Annotated in this window: 18 protein-coding genes; 10 read left to right on the top strand and 8 right to left on the bottom strand. The window is 71.2% G+C overall.

The window, feature by feature from the left end:
- Window positions 1-35: 35 nt before the first annotated feature.
- The 3 genes from OG251_RS19440 to OG251_RS19430 are packed head-to-tail and all read left to right on the top strand — an operon-like array spanning window position 36 to window position 2,890.
- Window positions 36-1,427, top strand: coding sequence for a DUF2252 domain-containing protein (locus OG251_RS19440; protein WP_326678388.1), 1,392 nt, complete (start codon window positions 36-38; stop codon window positions 1,425-1,427).
- Window positions 1,428-1,485: 58 nt separating this feature from the next.
- Window positions 1,486-2,499, top strand: a complete 1,014-nt coding sequence (locus tag OG251_RS19435) for a hypothetical protein (RefSeq protein WP_326678387.1) — start codon at window positions 1,486-1,488, stop codon at window positions 2,497-2,499.
- Window positions 2,500-2,545: 46 nt separating this feature from the next.
- Entirely contained in the window at window positions 2,546-2,890 is a 345-nt protein-coding gene (locus tag OG251_RS19430; protein WP_266804732.1) for a rhodanese-like domain-containing protein, read from the top strand.
- A gap of 10 nt (window positions 2,891-2,900) precedes the next feature.
- Here the strand turns inward: OG251_RS19430 and OG251_RS19425 are convergent, their stop codons facing one another.
- From OG251_RS19425 to paaA, 6 genes are all read right to left on the bottom strand, one after another.
- Window positions 2,901-4,094 (bottom strand): acyl-CoA dehydrogenase family protein, encoded by a 1,194-nt coding sequence (locus tag OG251_RS19425; RefSeq protein WP_326678386.1) that lies wholly within the window; start codon window positions 4,092-4,094, stop codon window positions 2,901-2,903.
- 375 nt (window positions 4,095-4,469) lie between these two features.
- Window positions 4,470-5,528, bottom strand: coding sequence for a 2Fe-2S iron-sulfur cluster-binding protein (locus OG251_RS19420; RefSeq protein ID WP_326678385.1), 1,059 nt, complete (start codon window positions 5,526-5,528; stop codon window positions 4,470-4,472).
- A complete protein-coding gene (gene paaD / locus OG251_RS19415; protein WP_326678384.1) occupies window positions 5,529-6,026 on the bottom strand; it encodes a 1,2-phenylacetyl-CoA epoxidase subunit PaaD in 498 nt (165 codons plus the stop codon). It lies immediately after the preceding gene.
- Window positions 6,020-6,721 carry a 1,2-phenylacetyl-CoA epoxidase subunit PaaC gene (gene paaC, locus OG251_RS19410; RefSeq protein WP_326678383.1) on the bottom strand — a complete coding sequence of 234 codons (702 nt, stop codon included), beginning with the start codon at window positions 6,719-6,721 and terminating at the stop codon, window positions 6,020-6,022. The genes paaD and paaC overlap by 7 nt, the downstream gene beginning before the upstream one ends.
- Window positions 6,718-7,008, bottom strand: a complete 291-nt coding sequence (paaB, locus tag OG251_RS19405; protein WP_073727828.1) for a 1,2-phenylacetyl-CoA epoxidase subunit PaaB — start codon at window positions 7,006-7,008, stop codon at window positions 6,718-6,720. Before paaB ends, paaC begins: the two co-directional genes overlap by 4 nt.
- Window positions 7,005-8,087 carry a 1,2-phenylacetyl-CoA epoxidase subunit PaaA gene (paaA, locus tag OG251_RS19400; RefSeq protein ID WP_326678382.1) on the bottom strand — a complete coding sequence of 361 codons (1,083 nt, stop codon included), beginning with the start codon at window positions 8,085-8,087 and terminating at the stop codon, window positions 7,005-7,007. The genes paaB and paaA overlap by 4 nt, the downstream gene beginning before the upstream one ends.
- Window positions 8,088-8,202: 115 nt before the next feature.
- On the opposite strand from paaA, the gene OG251_RS19395 reads away from it, so the two are divergent.
- The 3 genes from OG251_RS19395 to OG251_RS19385 are packed head-to-tail and all read left to right on the top strand — an operon-like array spanning window position 8,203 to window position 11,302.
- Window positions 8,203-9,168, top strand: coding sequence for a DUF5819 family protein (locus OG251_RS19395; protein WP_326681321.1), 966 nt, complete (start codon window positions 8,203-8,205; stop codon window positions 9,166-9,168).
- On the top strand, window positions 9,165-10,592 hold the full coding sequence (locus OG251_RS19390) for an HTTM domain-containing protein (protein WP_442818348.1): 1,428 nt from the start codon (window positions 9,165-9,167) through the stop codon (window positions 10,590-10,592). Before OG251_RS19395 ends, OG251_RS19390 begins: the two co-directional genes overlap by 4 nt.
- Window positions 10,589-11,302: a TrmH family RNA methyltransferase gene (locus OG251_RS19385; protein ID WP_326678381.1), complete on the top strand. Its 714-nt coding sequence runs from the start codon at window positions 10,589-10,591 to the stop codon at window positions 11,300-11,302. The genes OG251_RS19390 and OG251_RS19385 overlap by 4 nt, the downstream gene beginning before the upstream one ends.
- Before the next feature lie 21 nt (window positions 11,303-11,323).
- Here the strand turns inward: OG251_RS19385 and paaN are convergent, their stop codons facing one another.
- Window positions 11,324-13,024, bottom strand: coding sequence for a phenylacetic acid degradation protein PaaN (paaN, locus tag OG251_RS19380; RefSeq protein WP_326678380.1), 1,701 nt, complete (start codon window positions 13,022-13,024; stop codon window positions 11,324-11,326).
- Window positions 13,025-13,147: 123 nt separating this feature from the next.
- On the opposite strand from paaN, the gene OG251_RS19375 reads away from it, so the two are divergent.
- Window positions 13,148-13,738 (top strand): TetR/AcrR family transcriptional regulator, encoded by a 591-nt coding sequence (locus tag OG251_RS19375; protein WP_326678379.1) that lies wholly within the window; start codon window positions 13,148-13,150, stop codon window positions 13,736-13,738.
- 198 nt (window positions 13,739-13,936) lie between these two features.
- Here the strand turns inward: OG251_RS19375 and OG251_RS19370 are convergent, their stop codons facing one another.
- Window positions 13,937-14,458, bottom strand: coding sequence for an Lrp/AsnC family transcriptional regulator (locus tag OG251_RS19370; RefSeq protein WP_326678378.1), 522 nt, complete (start codon window positions 14,456-14,458; stop codon window positions 13,937-13,939).
- A gap of 210 nt (window positions 14,459-14,668) precedes the next feature.
- Between OG251_RS19370 and pdhA the strand changes: the two genes are divergently transcribed.
- The 3 genes from pdhA to OG251_RS19355 are packed head-to-tail and all read left to right on the top strand — an operon-like array spanning window position 14,669 to window position 18,356.
- Window positions 14,669-15,832, top strand: a complete 1,164-nt coding sequence (gene pdhA / locus OG251_RS19365) for a pyruvate dehydrogenase (acetyl-transferring) E1 component subunit alpha (RefSeq protein ID WP_326678377.1) — start codon at window positions 14,669-14,671, stop codon at window positions 15,830-15,832.
- Window positions 15,829-16,860 carry an alpha-ketoacid dehydrogenase subunit beta gene (locus OG251_RS19360; protein ID WP_326678376.1) on the top strand — a complete coding sequence of 344 codons (1,032 nt, stop codon included), beginning with the start codon at window positions 15,829-15,831 and terminating at the stop codon, window positions 16,858-16,860. The genes pdhA and OG251_RS19360 overlap by 4 nt, the downstream gene beginning before the upstream one ends.
- Window positions 16,860-18,356, top strand: coding sequence for a dihydrolipoamide acetyltransferase family protein (locus OG251_RS19355; protein WP_326678375.1), 1,497 nt, complete (start codon window positions 16,860-16,862; stop codon window positions 18,354-18,356). The genes OG251_RS19360 and OG251_RS19355 overlap by 1 nt, the downstream gene beginning before the upstream one ends.
- Window positions 18,357-18,377: the final 21 nt, after the last annotated feature.

The following is an 18,377-nucleotide window of genomic DNA, read 5'->3' as shown; positions in this document are numbered from 1 at the left end:
AGGTCGATGCGACAAGGCCGGCACAGCGGGCTGTGATGGCGGACCCGCGTATTCCGGAGGTCTCCGGGTTCGCCCGGCGCTCGGCGCCGAACCCGCCGAAAGCCGCCGGCAAGGCATTGCGGGACCGGGTGCCGCGCTCCTCGCACGATGCGCTGGTCCTTCCGCCGGGGCGGCCGGACGCCGTGCGGGCGGTCGAGGAGTCGAACCTGGGGCGGGTGCCGCACCTGACGCCGATCCGGGTGGGGCGGATGGCGGCCACGCCGTTCGCGTTTCTGCGGGGTTCCGCCGGGCTCATGGCCCACGACCTGATGGGCACGCCGGTCACCGGTGTGGGTGCTCAGCTCTGCGGCGACGCGCATGCCGCCAACTTCGGTCTCTACGGCGATGCCCGGGGCAGCCTGGTCATCGATCTCAACGATTTCGACGAGACCGTCTTCGGCCCCTGGGAATGGGACCTCAAGCGGCTCGCCACCTCTCTGGTACTCGCGGGCCGTGCGGCGGGGGCCGATGAGGACGTCTGCCGGCAGGGTGCGTACGACACCGTGGGCGCGTACCGCCGGACGATGCGGCTGCTGGCCGGGCTCCCCGCCCTGGACGCCTGGAACGCCATCGCGGACGAGGAGCTCGTCTCCCACACGGACGCGCGGGATCTGCTCGGGACGCTGGAGCGGGTCTCGCAGAAGGCCCGTAACAACACGAGCGCCCGGTTCGCCGCCAAGTCCACGGAGGACACCGGGGACGGCGGACGCCGCTTCGTCGATGCCCCGCCCGTGCTGAGCCGGGTGCCGGACGCGGAGGCGGCGGCGGTCGCGGCGGGGCTCGGCGGCTATCTGGACACGGTTTCCGAGGACCGGGTGCCGCTGCTGGCCCGGTACGCGATCCATGACGTGGCGTTCCGGGTGGTCGGCACCGGCAGTGTGGGAACGCGGTCGTATGTGGTCCTGCTGCTGGACCACCGCGGTGAGCCGCTGGTCCTGCAGGTGAAGGAGGCCCGCCCCTCCGCTCTGGCGCCCTTTCTGCCCGCGGTCGGGTTCGATGTGCCGGAGGCGGCGCACGAGGGGCGCCGAGTGGTGCTCGGGCAGAAGCGGATGCAGGTCGTCAGCGACATTCTGCTCGGCTGGGCGGAGGTCGACGGCAGACCGTTCCAGGTGAGGCAGTTCCGGAATCGCAAGGGGAGCGTGGATCCGGCGGCGCTGGCGGCCGATCAGGTCGACGACTACGGGCGGATGACCGGTGCGCTCCTGGCTCGGGCCCACGCGCACAGTGCCGACCCCCGGCTGCTCGCGGGCTACTGCGGCAAGAGCGCCGAGCTGGACGAGGCGGTGGCCTCCTTCGCGGTCACGTACGCGGACCGTACGGAGGCGGACCATGCCGAGCTGGTGCGGGCCGTCAAGGCGGGGAGGATAGCTGCCGAGCTCGGTATATGACGTGCCCTGCGGCGACCGCGCGTCCTTGGGGCGCCGGCCGTGGCCATACGCTGGACGGGTGACCGACGAAGCCGCCGGGGTGCCGACCACCCGGAACGACGATGACCGGCAGGACAACGACCGGCAGGACGAGCCGCAGTACGCGCAGGACGCGGCGCACGACGCGGGGCCGAGCCCGGTGCGGGATTCGGAGGGCGATGTGGGCCGGAAATCGGCGCAGAACCCGGACCAGGACTCGGCCCAGCACCCGGACCAGGGTTCGGTGCGGGATTCGGCCCGGGAGGACCGGCAGGTTCCGCCGCGACCCGAGGAGCGGCTGGCCAAGGCCGTCCAGGTCGCCGAGCAGGCGCTGATCGAGTTCGAGATCGCGGTGGAGACCTTCCGGGTCGAGGTCGAGAACTTCTCCCGGCTGCACCACCAGAAGCTCGGCCCGATGTACACCCGCCTCGACGAGCTGGACGCGTTGATCGCCGAGGCGCGGGCCGCCAGGACCGGCGACCCCGAGGATGTGCGCAAGGCACAGGAGGCGCGGGCGGTCGTCATGCCGATGCCGGGCGTCGATGAGCTGTTCCACGACTGGATGGACTCCGACGGGCTGTCCCCCGAGGCCGCGTCCATGCTCACCGAGCAGCCGGTCCGGCCGCCGAAGCGGGTCAGGCCGAGCGAGGAGGCACGCAAGCTCTACCGAGAGCTGGCCCGCAAGGCGCATCCGGATCTGGCCCAGGACGAGCGGGAGCGTGAGCGCCGGGACGAGTTCATCACCCGGGTCAATGCCGCCTACGGACGTGGGGACGAGGCGCTGCTGAGGGAACTGGTCGAGGAGTGGGCTGCGGGACCCGTCGCACCGGAGACCCTGCTCAGCGAGAGCGAGGAGCTCTACGCCCGGCTGGAGTGGCTCAGCCGTCGCAAGGAACTGCTCACCGTGCTCGCCAGGGAGCTTGAGGAGGGTGCGATCGGCTCGATGCTGCGGATGGCTCCGGACGATCCGGACAAGCTGCTGGAGGACATCGGCGAGCAGCTCCTGGGCGAAGTGTCCCGGCGTGAGGCCGAGCTCGCGGGGATGGTGCAGTAGCGTTTCCGTTGACGTTGCCGCGTACGTACGAGAGAAGGCATGACCCATGAATTTCGCCCCGCTGCCCTCGGTGGACGTCGCGGCGGTGCCGTCGGACGGCTTCGTCCTGGACGTCCGGGAGAACGACGAATGGGCGGCCGGGCATGTCGAGGGTGCCCTGCACATTCCGATGAGCGACTTCGTGGGCCGTTTCGGTGAGCTGACCGAGGCCGCCGAGGACGGTCGCCGCGTGCATGTGATGTGCCGGGTCGGCGGCCGGTCCGCCCAGGTCACCCAGTACCTGGTTCAGCAGGGCGTCGACGCGGTGAACATCGACGGCGGGATGCTCGCCTGGGACGGCGCCGGGCGCCCGATGGTCGCGGACAACGGGAACCCGGCCTTCGTCCTCTGAGACGCCCGCGTCAGCCGAGGGGGTGTGCGGCCAGCAGGTCGCCCAGTGCCTCCTCGTGGGCCGCCGCCGGGCCCAGCGACAGCTCGATCTGCTTCGCCCAGGCGTGGTAGCGGTGCAGCGGGTAGTCGGTGTCCGCGCCGAAGCCGCCGTGCAGGTGCTGCGCGGTCTGTACGACGCGCCGGACGCCGTCCGAGGCCCAGATCTTCGCCACGGCGATGTCCCCCTCGGCGGGCAGCGCACCACCGGCCTCGGTGGAGATACGCCAGGCCGCCTGCCAGAGGGTCACCTCCATGGCCCGCAGATCGATGTACCGGTCGGCGGCCTGCACGGCGACCGCCTGGAACGTGGCGACCGGGAAGCCGAACTGCTCGCGCTTTCCGGTGTATTCGCTGGTCATCGAGAGCACCCGCTCGCCCAGTCCCAGCGCCAGCGCACAGGTCCCGGTGGTGAGCAGCGACCGCAGCCAGTCCCAGGCACCGGGTGTGTCGATCAGCTCGCGGTCATCGATGCGCACGGCGTCGAGCGTCACCTCGGCGAAGCGCTCGCCGCTGGTGGAAACCTGTTCGGCGAGCGTCACGCCGTCGTGGGTGCGGCGCACCAGAGCCAGGACGGACCGGCCCTCACCCGTGTGGGCGGGGACCGCGATCCAGTCGGCTACCTGGGCCCAGGGCACCCCTGACTGCACCCCGTCGAGCACCCACCCGGATGCTTCCCCCGCTCCGGGCCCGGAGTCTTCGCCGCCGGTGCCCTCGCTGCCGGGGTGGGTGGTGACGCGGTGGGCGGTGACGGCCAGTTCGGCCGGGTCGTGTCCGGTGCGCCCGTTGGCCCCGACGGTCAGGACCAGCTCGCCCCGGCCGAACCCGGGCAGCAGTTCCGCCGCCAGCGCGCGGTCGCCGTGGCGCTGGAGGGCCATCGCGACCGCGCAGCTCTCCAGCAACGGAACCCTGGCCAGCACCTTGGCCGCTTCGCGCAGTACCAGGCAGAGCGCGACCGGGTCGAGTCCGGCGCCGCCATATTCCGGTGACAGCGTGAGGCTCAGCAGATCCGTATCGGCGAGCCCGGCCCACAGCGCCCGGTCGATGTCCTCGGCGACGGCACCCGGGGTCAGCGCGGGGCTGGGTACGTGGTCGGGTGCGACGGACGAGAAGACCGCCCTGGCCGCCTCGACGGCTGCCTGCTGTTCCTCGGTGAAGGTGAAGTCCACTGTTCCGGCCTCCCGCGAACCGTAGTGTCCCTGAACCGTGCGGCCCACAAAGGGACCTGACGGGCCGTCAAGATAGAACAGGTTCTACAAGATGGGAACACCGCGCACCCGTGCCCCTTCACACCGGGAGCCCGCAGAGCCGGGAGCCTGTCGTGCCGGTGCCTCTTCGCGCCGGGAGCCCGCCGGAACAGTCGGCACCGGGCACCGGCCACCAGCCACCAGCCACCCGTGACCGGCCACCCGCCACTGGTGCCGAGCCACCGGCCACCGGCCACCCGCCACTGGAGCCGGGCCACGGCCACCGCCGACCGGCCATCGGCCGCTGGTACCGAGCCACGGCCACCGGCAAACTGGTACCGGGCCGCCGGCCACCCGTCACCGGTCGAAGTCGAGCTCCACCTCCGGCGTGAGCGGGTGCGACTGGCAGGCCAGCACGAAGCCCGCCCCGGTCTCCTCCGGTTCCAGCGCGAAGTTGCGGTCCATCCGCACCTCGCCCGAGACGAGGAAGGCCCGACAGGTCCCGCACACTCCGCCCTTGCAGGCGTACGGCGCGTCCGACCGGCTGCGCAGCACCGTCTCCAGCAGCGATTCGGCGTTCTCCACCGGCCAGCTGCCCGAACGGCCGTGAAGGGTCGCCGTCAGGGTGCTGTCGGCGGGCGAGGCGACCCGGGCCGTGGCGGGCGCCGCAGGTCCGTCGTCGACGTGGAAGATCTCCTGATGGATCCGGGTCCGGTCGACGCCGAGCGCGCGCAGTGCGCTCTCCGCCCCCCGGACCAGACCGAACGGACCGCACAGGAACCAGCCGTCCACGTCCGCCACCGGCAGCAGTGCGGGCAACAGCCCGGTGAGCCGTTCACGGTCCAGCCGGCCGGACGGCAGCCCGGCCGACTGCTCTTCCCTGGACAGCGCGGTCACCAGCTGGAAGCGGTCCGGATACCGGTCCTTGAGGTCGGCCACCTCTTCGAGGAACATCATCGAGGCCGCTGTCCGGTCGCTGCGGATCAGACAGAACCGGGCCAGGGGTTCCCGTGCCAGCAGCGTCGCCGCTATCGACAGCACCGGAGTGATGCCGCTCCCGCCGACGACCGCCGCGAACAGGCCGGGGCGCGGCTTCAGCACGAAGCGGCCCATCGGAGCCATGGCCTGCACTTCGTCCCCGACGGCCAGTTCCTTCAGGGCGTACGTGGAGAACGCGCCGCCGTCGACCATGCGGATGCCCACCCGCAGGACCGGTTCGGCCGGTGCCTCGGCGGCCGGTGCGCAGATCGAGTACGAGCGCCGGATCTCCTCGCCGTCGACGGTGTAGCGCACATTGAGGTGCTGGCCCGGGGTGTGACGGAAGGTCTCGCGCAGCTCGGCCGGCACGGCGAAGGTGACGGCCACCGCATCGTCAGTTATCCGTTCGATCGCGCAGACCCGGAGCGGATGGAACATCTACAACTCCTTGAAGTGGTCGAACGGTTCGCGGCAGGCGACACAGCGGCGGAGCGCTTTGCACGCCGTGGAGGAGAACCGGCTCAGCAGCTCCGTATCGGTGGAGCCGCAGTGCGGGCAGCGCACCGAGAGCGTCAGCGGCACGGGGCCGCCGTCCGCGCCGTGGGAGCGGGGTGGTGCGATGCCGAACTCGGCGAGCTTGCGCCGTCCCTCGGCACTGATGTCGTCCGTCGACCAGGCGGGTGCGAGCACGGTGACCACGGAGACCTCCGGCACGCCGTGGTCGTGCAGCACCCGTTCGATGTCGGCGGACATGGCCTCGATCGCCGGGCAGCCGGTGTATGTCGGGGTGAGCCGCACGGTCACCCGGCCCGGCCCGTCCACCTGGACGCCCCGCATGACGCCGAGCTCCTCCAGCGTCAGGACCGGCAGCTCCGGGTCGGGCACGGCGCCTGCCAGCTGCCGCAGTTCCTCCTCCAGCCGCGTCCCGGTCACCATGACGCCCCCGGATGGCTGCGGTGCAGATGCTGCATCTCGGCGATCATCCGGCCGAACGGCTCGGTGTGCAGCCCCTGCCGGCCGGCCCCCGCCGCCCAGGCACCGGACTGCGGGCCGGTCGGGACGGTCAGTGTGGCTCGCTCCACCACATCGGTGATGGCGTCCAGCCAACTGGTCCGCAGCGCCTGCCAGTCGACGTCCACCCCCTCGACCGGCTGGAACATCTCGCCGGTGAACCGCCACAGCGCGTCCAGACCGGTCCGGAGCCGCTCATGGCTCTCGGCCGTGCCGTCCCCGAGGCGTAGGGCCCAGTGCTCGGCGTGGTCGCGGTGGTAGGCGACTTCCTTGACCGCCTTCGCCGCAAGGTCGGCGAACGGGCCCCGGCCCGCTGCCAACTCGCCGTACAGCAGGTGCTGGTAGACGGAGAAGTAGAGCTGGCGGGCGATGGTGTGGGCGAAGTCGCCGTTCGGCTGCTCGACCAGCTGGAGATTGCGGAAGGCCCGCTCCTCGCGGAGGTAGGCGAGCTCGTCCTCGTCGCCGACGAGCGAGAGCAGCACTCTTGCCTGCCCCAGGAGGTCCAGGGCGATGTTGGCGAGGGCCACTTCCTCCTCCAGCACGGGAGCATGGCCCGCCCACTCCCCCAGCCGGTGCGAGAGCACCAGCGCGTCGTCGCCCAGGGCGAGGGCCGCGGTCACAGGTGCTTCACCCCTTCCGGGATCTCGTAGAACGTCGGGTGCCGGTAGGGCTTGTCCCCCGCCGGTTCGAAGAAGGAGTCCTTCTCGTCGGGGGAGGACGCGGTGATCTCGGTGGACGGAACCACCCAGATCGAGATGCCCTCCGATCGACGGGTGTACAGGTCCCGTGCGTTGCGCAGGGCCATCTCGGCGTCCGGCGCGTGCAGGCTGCCGGCGTGGGTGTGGGACAGTCCGCGCCGGGAGCGCACGAACACCTCCCACAGCGGCCAGTCGGTCGAGCTGCTCATGCCGTCTCCTCCTCGGGCTGTGTGCCCTGTGTGCCCTGTGTGCCCTGTGTGCCCTGTGCGCCCTGTGCGGTCTGTGGGCTCGGTGCGGGGTGTGCGGGACGTGCGGGGTGTTTGGCCGCGTACGCCGCTGCCGCGTCCCGGACCCACGCACCTTCCTCATGGGCCGTGCGCCGCTGGGTGAGGCGCTGCTCGTTGCATGGGCCGTTGCCCTTGAGGACTTCCTGGAACTCGGTCCAGTCGATCGCGCCGAAGTCGTGCTGTCCGCGCTCCTCGTTCCACCGGATGTCGGGGTCCGGGAGGGCGAGCCCCAGTGCCTCGGCCTGCGGTACGCAGATGTCCACGAAGCGCTGGCGCAGTTCGTCGTTGGAGTGGCGCTTGATCTTCCAGGCCATCGACTGTGCGGAGTGGGCCGACGCGTCGTCGGGCGGGCCGAACATCATCAGGGACGGCCACCACCAGCGGTTCACCGCGTCCTGCGCCATCTCGTGCTGGGCCCGGGTGCCTCTGCTCAGGGCGAGCAGCAGCTCGTACCCCTGGCGCTGGTGGAAGGACTCCTCCTTGCAGATCCGGACCATCGCCCGTGCGTACGGGCCGTACGAGCAGCGGCAGAGCGGCACCTGGTTGGTGATCGCCGCGCCGTCCACCAGCCAGCCGATCGCTCCGACGTCCGCCCAGGTCAGCGTCGGGTAGTTGAAGATCGATGAATAGCGCTGACGTCCGGCGTGGAGCTTGTCGAGCAGCTCCTCGCGGCTCGTGCCCAGCGTCTCGGCGGCGCTGTAGAGATACAGCCCGTGCCCGGCCTCGTCCTGCACCTTGGCCATCAGGATCGCCTTGCGCCGCAGGGAAGGCGCGCGGGTGATCCAGTTGGCCTCGGGCTGCATGCCGATGATTTCCGAGTGGGCGTGCTGCGCCATCTGACGGACGAGCGAGGCCCGGTACGCCTCCGGCATCCAGTCGCGCGGCTCGATCCGGTCGTCGGCGGCCACCGCCGCGTCGAACGCCGCAGTGCGGGCCGCGTCCGCCGTATCCACCGCGCCTGCCGTCCTCTGCGTCTTCTGGTCCGCAGTCACTGCCGCCATCCCGGACTCCCTACCGACCGATCGTTCGGTTCAATGACTTCAATGGTGAGTCGGCGGCCCGTAGGGTGTCAACCCTGTGGATAACTCGGTGGTGATCGACGGTGAGCGGGGCGGGATGGATTCGGACCACGGTGGGCGCTCCGACAGCGAGGAAAAGGACGCCTGGCCGCAGGTGGTGAGCCACTCGGACACCGAGCCGCACACCTCTGCGCCCGCCTCGCCCCCGGCCTCTGCGGACGCCTCGCCCCCGGCTTCGGCGTATGCCGGGCAGCGCCCTTCCGCACACGCGGAGCAGAGCTTTCCGACGGCCGGCAGGCCGCACCTGACCTCGGGCACATCGACGGACGCCCAGCCGCACGCCGGGCCGGGCGCGGCGGGCGGCGCTGCCGGCTCCGGCGACCGCGCCACCGGTGGAGGCATAGCCGCGCTCTCGTTCGGGTACCAGGCCGTCGCCGCCGTCGCGCTGTCCGTCATCGGGATGATCGCCTGCGCCCAGGTGGCCATGGTCTTCCTGCACGTGGCGCCGTCCAACACGCTGACCAAGCAGCATGGTGAAGCGGTCGACAACTGGGTCTACCCGGAGTTCGAACAGAACTGGAAGTTGTTCGCCCCCAATCCGCTCCAGCAGAACATCGCCGTCCATGTGCGGGCCGAGGTGGTCGGCGCCGACGGCCGCCGCACCACCCCCTGGATGAGCCTCTCCGGCGAGGACGGCAAGGAGATACGCGGCAATCTCTTCCCCAGCCATGTGCATCAGAACGAGCTCCGCCGGGGCTGGGACTTCTTCGTCAACTCCCACGACAGCGAGAACCGCCCCAACGGCCTTCGCGGTGATCTCTCCGAGCGCTACATCCGGCGCATCGTGATGCTGCGCCTCGGCGCCCACGACTACGGCGGCACCGTCGAGCGCATCCAGGTGCGTTCCGAGACCCGCTCCGTCACGCCGCCCCCGTGGAGCGAGGAGAAGATCAGCACCCGGCCGAACTACCGGGTGCTCCCGTGGTGGACCGTGGCCCCGGAAGATCTCCCCGAAAATGCCGGAGCGCCGCAGGCGTCGCGCGGCGAGGAGGCGGACAAGTGACGACAACCTCCCCGGCCGGTGCTCCCGGCCCGGTGCCCGGCTCCCTCTCCGACGGCCTCCCCGGCCCGAACGCCGGGCCCGCTGCCCGCCCGAATCCTCGCCGGAACCCCGGAAGCGGCCTCGCCCGCGGTATCCAGCGCATCACCGCCTCGGCCCTCGGCCCGTACCAGAGCGCTGTCATCCGGATCGGGTTCTCCGCCACGTATCTGTTCTTCCTGCTGCGCGAACTGCCGCACCGCCAGGAGCTCTACGGGCCCGACAGCCCGTGGCGCTGGGACATGGCCCGCCGGCTCATAGCGAACAACGACGCCTTCTCCGTCCTCATGTGGTCGGACAGCGCCCTCTGGTTCGAGGCCGTGTACGCCCTCACTCTGCTGTCGGCCGCGGCACTGCTGCTCGGGTGGCGCACCCGGACCATGTCCGTCCTGTTCATGGTCGGCGTGCTCTCCGTGCAGAACCGCAGCATCTTCATGGGTGACGGCGGTGACAACGTCATCCACCTGATGGCGATCTACCTTGTCCTCACGCGCTGCGCCCAGGTCTGGTCGCTGGATGCCAGGCGCGCCGAGCGGAACGTCGCACGCGCCGCACGGGGCCTCGCGCCGGCACGGGACGTGGTGGGTCCTGTTCTGTGGGCGGTGCTCGGGCCGGTCCTGCTGATCGCCACGCTGATGGACGGTCTCGGCGGGACCTGGTGGCTGCCGACCCTCCTGTGGGTGCTGTGGCTGGGAAGCGCCGCGTGGTGGGCCGCCAATCGCTACGCGCCGCACGGTGAGCAGCGCACCCTGCTCGACGTCCTGGCCAATCTCGCGCACAACGCCACCCTCGCCGTGATCATGGCCGAGGTCTGTCTGATCTACGCGACCGCCGGCTGGTACAAGATCCAGGGGTCGCGCTGGCAGGACGGCACCGCGCTCTACTACCCCCTCAAACTGGACTACTTCACGCCCTGGCCCGCCCTGTCGGACATCCTGGCTTCCAGCGGTGTGATGGTGATGGTGCTGACGTACGGCACGGTCATCGTCCAGGTCGCCTTCCCGTTCACGCTGTTCAACCGGCGCGTCAAGAACATCCTGCTGGTCGCGATGATCTGCGAGCACGCGGGCATCGCCCTGCTGCTCGGGCTGCCGTTCTTCTCGATGGCGATGATCGCCGCGGACGCCGTCTTCCTGCCGACGGTCTTCCTGGTGTGGCTGGGCGGCCGAGTGACGCTCGGCCGTGAGCGGCTGCTCTCGCGCTTCCCCCGTGTGCCGGGCGACTCGGGCGCGACGGGTTTGCCCGGTGCCTCGGGCGATCCGGGCGATCCGGGTGCTCACGGTGTTCCGGGCAAGCGGCGGGTGCCGGGTCAGCAGGGGTCGGGCCGCGACGGTACGGAGGAGTCCCCGCAGCAGGGCGCCGGTGGGGGCCATACGCTCGTCGGGTGAGCAGTGAGACCGGCAGAACAGAAGAGCCCCCCGCAGCGGCGGCACCCGATCCGTCCGCGGAACCGGCACCGATTCAGTACGACGACGGGTACGGGACGGAGATCGGCGTCGGGCCGCATCCGCTGCCGTGGCCCGAGGGCGAGCGATACGACCCCGAGCTGCTCGCCCACGGTGACCGGCGCAATGTCGGTGACGAGTACCGGTACTGGACGCGGGAGGCGATCGTCGCCGATCTGGACCTGCGGCGGCACGACTTTCACGTGGCCGTGGAGAACTGGGGCCACGACTTCAACATCGGATCGGTCGTACGCACCGCGAACGCCTTCCTCGCCAAGGAGATCCACATCGTGGGGCGGCGCCGCTGGAACCGGCGCGGGGCCATGGTCACCGACCGCTACCAGCATGTGCGGCATCACCCCGACACGGCGGATCTGACCGCGTGGGCGGCCTCCGAGGGGCTGCCGATCATCGGGATCGACAACCTCCCCGGGGCCGTACCGCTGGAGCGGACCGAGCTGCCGCGGCGCTGCGTGCTGCTGTTCGGCCAGGAGGGGCCGGGGCTCACCCAGGAGGCGCGGGACCACGCGACGATGGTGTGCTCGATCGCGCAGTTCGGCTCCACCCGGTCGATCAACGCGGGGGCCGCCGCGGCCATCGCGATGCATGCCTGGGTACAGCGGTACGCGGACGTTCCTGATCCACGCGGCTGAGAGGGCCCGGTCCCCGACGGGTCATGCCTGGCGGCGGACCTCCAGTACACGGAAGCGGTTGGACACGAACGCCCCGTCGCACAGGGCGGCGTTCGCCGCCGGGTTGCCGCCCGAACCGTGGAAGTCGGAGAAGGCCGCGGTCTGGTTGACGTACACCCCGCCGGTCAGGTTCAGCGAGAGCTGGGCCGATTCGTCGAAGCAGACGTCCTCCACCGCACGCTCCACCTCCGCAGACGTGGTGTAGGCGCCGACCGTCATGGCGCCCTTCTCGCGGACGGTGCGGCGCAGCAGCTCCAGGGCGTCCGCCGTCGAGGCGACCGCCACGGCGAAGGACACCGGGCCGAAGCACTCCGACAGATAGGCCGCGTCGTCGTCGGGCTTGCTTCCGTCGAGCTTGACGATGACCGGCGTACGGACGGTCGCGTCGGGGAAGTCGGGGTTGGCGAGGGTCCGGGAGGACAGGGCCACCTCGCCCAGGTCCGAGGCAGCCTCGACACGGGCTGTGACGTCCGGGTTGACCAGGGCGCCGAGAAGCGCGTTGGCGCGGGCGTCGTCGCCGAGGAGTCCACTGACAGCGGCCGCGACATCGGCGACGACGTCGTCGTAGGACTTGGCTCCGGCGTCCGTCGTGATGCCGTCCCGGGGGATCAGCAGATTCTGCGGGGTGGTGCACATCTGGCCGCTGTACAAGGAGAGCGAGAAGGCCAGGTTGGAGAGCATGCCGCTGTAGTCGTCGGTGGAGTCGACGACGATCGTGTTGACCCCGGCCTTCTCCGTGTAGACCTGGGCCTGCCGGGCGTTGGCCTCCAGCCAGTCGCCGAAGGCGGTGGACCCGGTGTAGTCGATGATCTTGATCTCCGGGCGGACCGCCAGGCTCTTGGCGATGCCCTCGCCGGGCCGCTCGGCGGCCAGCGCGACCAGATTCGGGTCGAAGCCCGCCTCGGTCAGCACCTCGCGAGCCAGCCGCACCGTGAGCGCCAGCGGGAGCACCGCACGCGGGTGCGGCTTGACCAGGACCGGGTTGCCCGTGGCGAGGGAGGCGAAGAGGCCCGGATAGCCGTTCCACGTGGGGAAGGTGTTGCAGCCGATCAGCAGCGAGATGCCGCGCCCCGCCGCGGTGAACGACTTGTGCAGCCGGAGTGGGTCGCGCTTGCCCTGCGGCTTGGCCCAGTCAGCCGTCCGCGGGGTGCGGATCTGCTCCTCGTAGGCGTACGCCACCGCTTCCAGCCCGCGGTCCTGGGCGTGCGGGCCGCCCGCCTGGAACGCCATCATGAACGCCTGCCCGCTCGTGTGCATCACGGCGTGGGCCAGCTCATGGGTGCGGGCGCTGATCCGGGACAGGATCTCCAGACAGACCAGGGCCCTGGTCTCCGGCCCCGCCGCCCGCCAGGCGCCCATGCCCGCCTTCATCGCCGGGAGCAGGACGTCCGGGTCGGCGTGCGGATACTCGACGCCCAGCTCCGGCCCGTACGGCGAGACCTCCCCGCCGGTCCAGCCGTCGGTGCCCGGCTGGCCGAGGTCGAGCCGGGTGTGCAGCAGCGCGTCGAACGCGGCCTTGCCCTCCGCCGCTCCCAGACTGCCGGGGGCGCCGCCCTCGCCGTACGCCTTGGGGTGCTCGGGGTGCGGGGACCAGTAGGCGCGGGTACGGATCGCGTCGAGGGCCTGGTCGAGCGTGGGCCGGTGGGTCTCGGACAGCTGCTGGGGGGTGAGCTCGGCGGCCATGACGGACCAACTCCTCATCGAGCCGGGCAGGGACGTACGGACGGAGTTAGAGTAACCGAACGATCGGTCGGGACAAGGGGCCCCGGCGAACCTGTGGACAACTCATGGGGGAGGATCGCGTTCATGACCACGGCCAAGCGGGACACGTACACCCCGGAGACTCTGCTCACCGTCGCCGTCCGTGTCTTCAACGAGCGCGGCTACGACGGCACGTCCATGGAGCACCTCTCCAAGGCGGCGGGCATCTCCAAATCGTCCATCTACCACCATGTGGCGGGCAAGGAGGAGTTGCTGCGGCGGGCCGTCAGCCGGGCGCTCGACGGGCTCTTCGGGATTCTCGACGAGCCCGGGGCCACCCGGGGGCGCGCGATCGAGCGGGTCGAGTACGTCACGCGCCGCACCGTCGGGGTGCTGATGGCCGAGCTCCCCTACGTCACCCTGTTGCTGCGCGTGCGGGGCAACACCAGGACGGAGCGCTGGGCCCTGGAACGGCGGCGCGAGTTCGACCAGCGGGTGGCCGAGCTGCTCAAGGCGGCGGTGGCCGACGGTGATCTCCGCGCCGACGTCGACATACGGCTGGCGACCCGGCTGCTGTTCGGCATGGTGAACTCCCTGGTCGAGTGGTACCGGCCGCAACCGGGCGGCTTCCCCGGGGAGGACCAGCTCGCGGACACGGTCGTCCAGCTGGCCTTCGAGGGGATGCGGGCGGCCTGAGAACCGGTCGGCCGAGAGTCGGGGCGGGCCGTTGTGGCGGCCGGCCTCCGAGGGTGGGGCCGTCCGCTCCGGGAGGCCGCCGCCGGGCGCCGGGACAGGACAGTTCCGCCGGGCGTCGGATTCAGGACAGTTCCGCCGGGTGACGGGTGACGGGTGACGGGTGACGGGTGACGGGTGACGGGGTGCGCGGGTGCCGGGTCAGGACAGTTCTGCGGGGCGGTCCGGGTGCGGGCCCAGATCCGTTTCCTCGAACACCAGTAGCGTGCGGGTGGAGAGCACTTCGGGGATGGCCTGGATCCGGGTGAGGACCAGTTCGCGCAGGGCGCGGTTGTCCGGGGTGTGCACCAGGAGAAGTACGTCGAAGTCTCCGCTGACCAGAGCGATGTGGGTGGCGCCCGGCAGCGCCTGTAGCTGTTCACGGACCGTGCGCCAGGAGTTCTGGACGATCTTGAGCGTGATGTAGGCGGACGCGCCCTGCCCCGCCCGTTCGTGGTCGATCCGTGCGCCGAAGCCGCGGATCACGCCGTCCTCGATCAGCCGGTTGATCCGCGCGTACGCGTTGGCGCGCGAGACATGCACGCGTTCGGCCACCGAGCGTATCGAGGCACGGCCGTCCGTCCGCAGGATGCGGAGGATGTCGCGGTCGATGGCGTCCAGCGGTCGCGCGGGCGGAACCTGGCCGGGATCGTCGCCCCTGTCGGCCATTTGTTCAGCTGCCATCTGCCCGCGCCTCCCTGTTGTGGACGACCTGTCCCTATCCCAGGCTGTGGAGAACCGTTTGTCCACAGGCTGGCGGCGCCTGTAGCCAAAATGCCCTCACGACCGAACAATCGGTAGGTGAGACACACCACACCCGTGCCTCGCCACCCTTCGACATCTCGACACATTTCGACACCCCTCGATCTCCCCCGATGCCAGGAGGTGCTTCTCATGACGGTCCAAGAGCTGCCCGGCGCAGCCGCCTACCGGCCCACGCCGCCCCCGGCCTGGAAGCCGCTCACCGACCCCGCGCCGCTGCTCCCGGACCCCGAGCCGTACCGGGTGCTGGGTACGGACGCCGCAGCCGACGCGGACCCCGAGCTGCTGCTGCGGCTCTACGCCGAGCTGGTCCGAGGCCGCCGGTACAACGCGCAGGCCACGGCCCTGACCAAGCAGGGCCGGCTCGCCGTCTACCCGTCCAGCACGGGGCAGGAGGCGTGCGAGATCGCGGCCGCGCTGGTGCTGGAGGAGCGGGACTGGCTCTTCCCCAGCTACCGCGACACCCTCGCGGCCGTGGCGCGCGGCCTCGACCCGGTCGAGGCGCTGACCCTGCTGCGCGGCGACCGGCACACCGGTTACGACCCGCGTGAGCACCGCATCGCCCCGCTCTGCACCCCGCTCGCCACCCAATTGCCGCACGCCGTGGGTCTGGCGCACGCGGCGCGGCTCAAGGGGGACGATGTGGTCGCGCTCGCCATGGTGGGTGACGGCGGCACCAGTGAGGGCGATTTCCACGAGGCGTTGAACTTCGCGGCCGTCTGGCGGGCCCCGGTCGTCTTCCTCGTGCAGAACAACGGCTTCGCGATCTCCGTCCCGCTGGCCAAGCAGACCGCGGCCCCCTCCCTCGCCCACAAGGCCGTCGGGTACGGGATGCCGGGCCGGCTCGTCGACGGCAACGACGCGGTCGCCGTGCACCAGGTGCTCGGCGAGGCGGTCGCGCGGGCCAGGCGCGGCGAGGGGCCGACGCTGGTCGAGGCTGTCACCTACCGCATGGACGCCCATACGAACGCCGACGACGCCACCCGCTACCGGGTCGACAGCGAGGTCGAGACCTGGCGGGCGCACGACCCGGTCAAGCTCCTGGAGCGGGAGCTGACCGGGCGCGGGCTGCTCGGCGAGGACGGCATCGAGGAAGCGCGTGAGGCGGCGGAGCGGATGGCGGCCGCGCTGCGGGAGCGGATGAACGCCGACCCGGTGCTCGACCCGATGGACCTGTTCTCCCATGTCTACACGGAGCAGACCGGCCAACTGCGGGAGCAGGCAGCCCGGTTGCGGGCCGAGCTGGAGGCCGAGAGGGACCGGCACGACGATCACGGTGCGGAGGCGGGACGATGACCACCGCGGCGGCGACGACCGGTGCGCGGACGGCGAAGACCAAGCCGGCCACCATGGCGCAGGCCCTCGGACGGGCGCTGCGCGACTCGATGGCCGAGGACCCGGCCGTGCACGTCCTCGGTGAGGACGTCGGCACGCTCGGCGGGGTCTTCCGGATCACCGACGGCCTGGCCAAGGAGTTCGGCGACGACCGTTGCACGGACACTCCGCTGGCCGAGGCGGGCATCCTCGGGGCTGCCGTGGGCATGGCGATGTACGGGCTGCGGCCCGTGGTGGAGATGCAGTTCGACGCCTTCGCCTACCCGGCCTTCGAGCAGTTGATCAGCCATGTCGCCAAGATGCGCAACCGCACCGGGGGCGCCATGCCACTGCCCATCACGGTGCGCGTTCCCTACGGCGGCGGAATCGGCGGGGTCGAGCACCACAGCGACTCCTCGGAGGCGTACTACATGGCCACGCCCGGCCTCCATGTCGTCACACCGGCCACGGTCGACGACGCCTACGGGCTGCTGCGCGCCTCGATCGCCTCCGACGATCCGGTGGTCTTCCTGGAGCCCAAGCGGCTCTACTGGTCCAAGGCGGACTGGTCGCCCGATGCTCCGGCGGACGTCGAACCGATCGGCCGGGCCGTGGTCCGCCGCCCCGGGCGCAGTGCGACGCTGATCACCTACGGGCCTTCCCTGCCGGTCTGTCTGGAGGCCGCGGAAGCGGCTGTGGCCGAGGGCTGGGACCTCGAAGTCGTCGACCTGCGCTCACTGGTGCCGTTCGACGACGAGACGGTGGCCGCCTCGGTTCGGCGGACCGGACGAGCGGTGGTCGTCCACGAGTCCACCGGCTTCGGTGGTCCCGGCGGGGAGATCGCGGCCCGCATCACCGAGCGCTGTTTCCACCATCTGGAAGCTCCGGTACTGAGGGTGGCCGGGTTCGACATTCCGTATCCGCCACCGATGCTGGAACGGCATCACCTGCCGGGCGTGGACCGGGTGCTCGACGCGGTGGCCCGGCTGCAGTGGGAGGCGGAGGGCTGATGCCTCAGGTACTCGAATTCAAGTTGCCGGACCTCGGCGAGGGCCTGACCGAGGCGGAGATCGTGCGCTGGCTGGTGGAGGTCGGCGATGTCGTCGCCATCGATCAGCCGGTCGTCGAGGTCGAGACGGCCAAGGCGATGGTGGAGGTGCCGTGTCCCTACGAGGGTGTGGTGACGGCGCGGTTCGGCGAGGAGGGCACGGAACTTCCGGTCGGGGCTCCGCTGCTGACCGTCGCGGTCGGATCGGCGGGGACGGAGACGGCAGGGGCTGCCGGGGCACCGTCGTCGGTGCGGCCGGCGGATTCCGCCGGGCCCGCTGTGCCGCAGGGAACCGCGGCCGGGGCGGGTTCCGGACAGGGTTCCGGGTCCGGTGCGGCGGAGTCGTCCGGCAATGTGCTGGTGGGGTACGGGACGGGTGCTCCGGCGGCGCGGCGTCGCCGGATCCGGCCCGAGCGGCTGTCGGTCACGGCGTCCGAAGCCGCGCCGGTCGCTGTCGCTGCTGTTCCGGTTGCTGTGTCCGCTGCTGCTGCCGCTGCCGCACCGGTCGCGGCCGATGCGCGGGGCCCGGTGGCGGTGGTCTCGCCCCTGGTACGGAAGCTGGCGCGGCAGCATGATCTCGATCTTCGGGAGCTGACGGGGTCGGGTCCGGACGGGCTGATCCTGCGTGCCGATGTCGAGTCCGCGATCAGGACGGCGGCGACGGCCACTGCCACGGCCGGCGTGGCGACGGCCGGGGTCGCGACGGCGGAGCCGTCCGAGGCCGTGGGGTCCCGGGCGCGGGTCGCGGTGGACCGGGCCGGTGAACGGATTCCCTTGCGCGGGGTCCGGGGTGCGGTCGCCGACAAGCTGTCGCGCAGCCGGAGCGAGATTCCCGACGCCACGTGCTGGGTGGACGCGGATGCCACTGAGCTGATGGCCGCCAGAGCCGCGATGAACGCCGCTGGGGGTCCGTCCGCCGGGCCCAAGGTGTCGGTCCTCGCCCTGCTGGCCCGGATCTGTACGGCGGCTCTGGCCCGGTTCCCCGAGCTCAACTCCACGGTGGATCTTGCGGCGCGGGAGATCGTGCGGCTGCCCGGCGTGCACCTCGGCTTCGCGGCCCAGACGGAGCGCGGCCTCGTCGTCCCGGTCGTCCGGGACGCGCACGCGCGGAACGTGGAGTCGATCGGCGACGAGATCGCCCGGCTGACCGAGGCGGCCCGGACCGGGGCGCTCACCCCGGCTCAGCTGACCGGTGGCACGTTCACGCTGAACAACTACGGCGTGTTCGGGGTCGACGGGTCGACACCGATCATCAACCACCCGGAGGCGGCGATGCTCGGCGTCGGCCGGATCATGGCCAAACCATGGGTGCACAACGGCGAACTGGCCGTGCGCCAGGTCGTCCAGCTCTCGCTCACCTTCGACCACCGGGTCTGTGACGGAGGCACGGCGGGCGGATTCCTGCGGTACGTGGCCGACTGCGTGGAACAACCGGCGGTGCTGTTGCGCACGCTGTAGCCGGAGCCGGAGCCGGAGCCG

Source organism: Streptomyces sp. NBC_01237 (genome assembly GCF_035917275.1).
Classification (GTDB): domain Bacteria; phylum Actinomycetota; class Actinomycetes; order Streptomycetales; family Streptomycetaceae; genus Streptomyces.
Note: the sequence above shows the minus strand (reverse complement) of the source record. Positions and strands in the feature narration are given on the sequence as shown.

What these genes read in the sequence shown, in the direction of transcription:
- OG251_RS19440 (WP_326678388.1), top strand. Translation starts at nt 36, where the DNA reads ATGGCGGACCCGCGTATTCCGGAGGTCTCCGGGTTCGCCCGGCGCTCG.
- OG251_RS19430 (WP_266804732.1), top strand. Translation starts at nt 2,546, where the DNA reads ATGAATTTCGCCCCGCTGCCCTCGGTGGACGTCGCGGCGGTGCCGTCG.
- OG251_RS19420 (WP_326678385.1), bottom strand. Translation starts at nt 5,528, where the DNA reads ATGTTCCATCCGCTCCGGGTCTGCGCGATCGAACGGATAACTGACGAT.
- paaD (WP_326678384.1), bottom strand. Translation starts at nt 6,026, where the DNA reads ATGGTGACCGGGACGCGGCTGGAGGAGGAACTGCGGCAGCTGGCAGGC.
- paaB (WP_073727828.1), bottom strand. Translation starts at nt 7,008, where the DNA reads ATGAGCAGCTCGACCGACTGGCCGCTGTGGGAGGTGTTCGTGCGCTCC.
- paaA (WP_326678382.1), bottom strand. Translation starts at nt 8,087, where the DNA reads ATGGCGGCAGTGACTGCGGACCAGAAGACGCAGAGGACGGCAGGCGCG.
- OG251_RS19395 (WP_326681321.1), top strand. Translation starts at nt 8,203, where the DNA reads ATGGATTCGGACCACGGTGGGCGCTCCGACAGCGAGGAAAAGGACGCC.
- paaN (WP_326678380.1), bottom strand. Translation starts at nt 13,024, where the DNA reads ATGGCCGCCGAGCTCACCCCCCAGCAGCTGTCCGAGACCCACCGGCCC.
- OG251_RS19375 (WP_326678379.1), top strand. Translation starts at nt 13,148, where the DNA reads ATGACCACGGCCAAGCGGGACACGTACACCCCGGAGACTCTGCTCACC.
- OG251_RS19370 (WP_326678378.1), bottom strand. Translation starts at nt 14,458, where the DNA reads ATGGCAGCTGAACAAATGGCCGACAGGGGCGACGATCCCGGCCAGGTT.
- pdhA (WP_326678377.1), top strand. Translation starts at nt 14,669, where the DNA reads ATGACGGTCCAAGAGCTGCCCGGCGCAGCCGCCTACCGGCCCACGCCG.
- OG251_RS19360 (WP_326678376.1), top strand. Translation starts at nt 15,829, where the DNA reads ATGACCACCGCGGCGGCGACGACCGGTGCGCGGACGGCGAAGACCAAG.
- OG251_RS19355 (WP_326678375.1), top strand. Translation starts at nt 16,860, where the DNA reads ATGCCTCAGGTACTCGAATTCAAGTTGCCGGACCTCGGCGAGGGCCTG.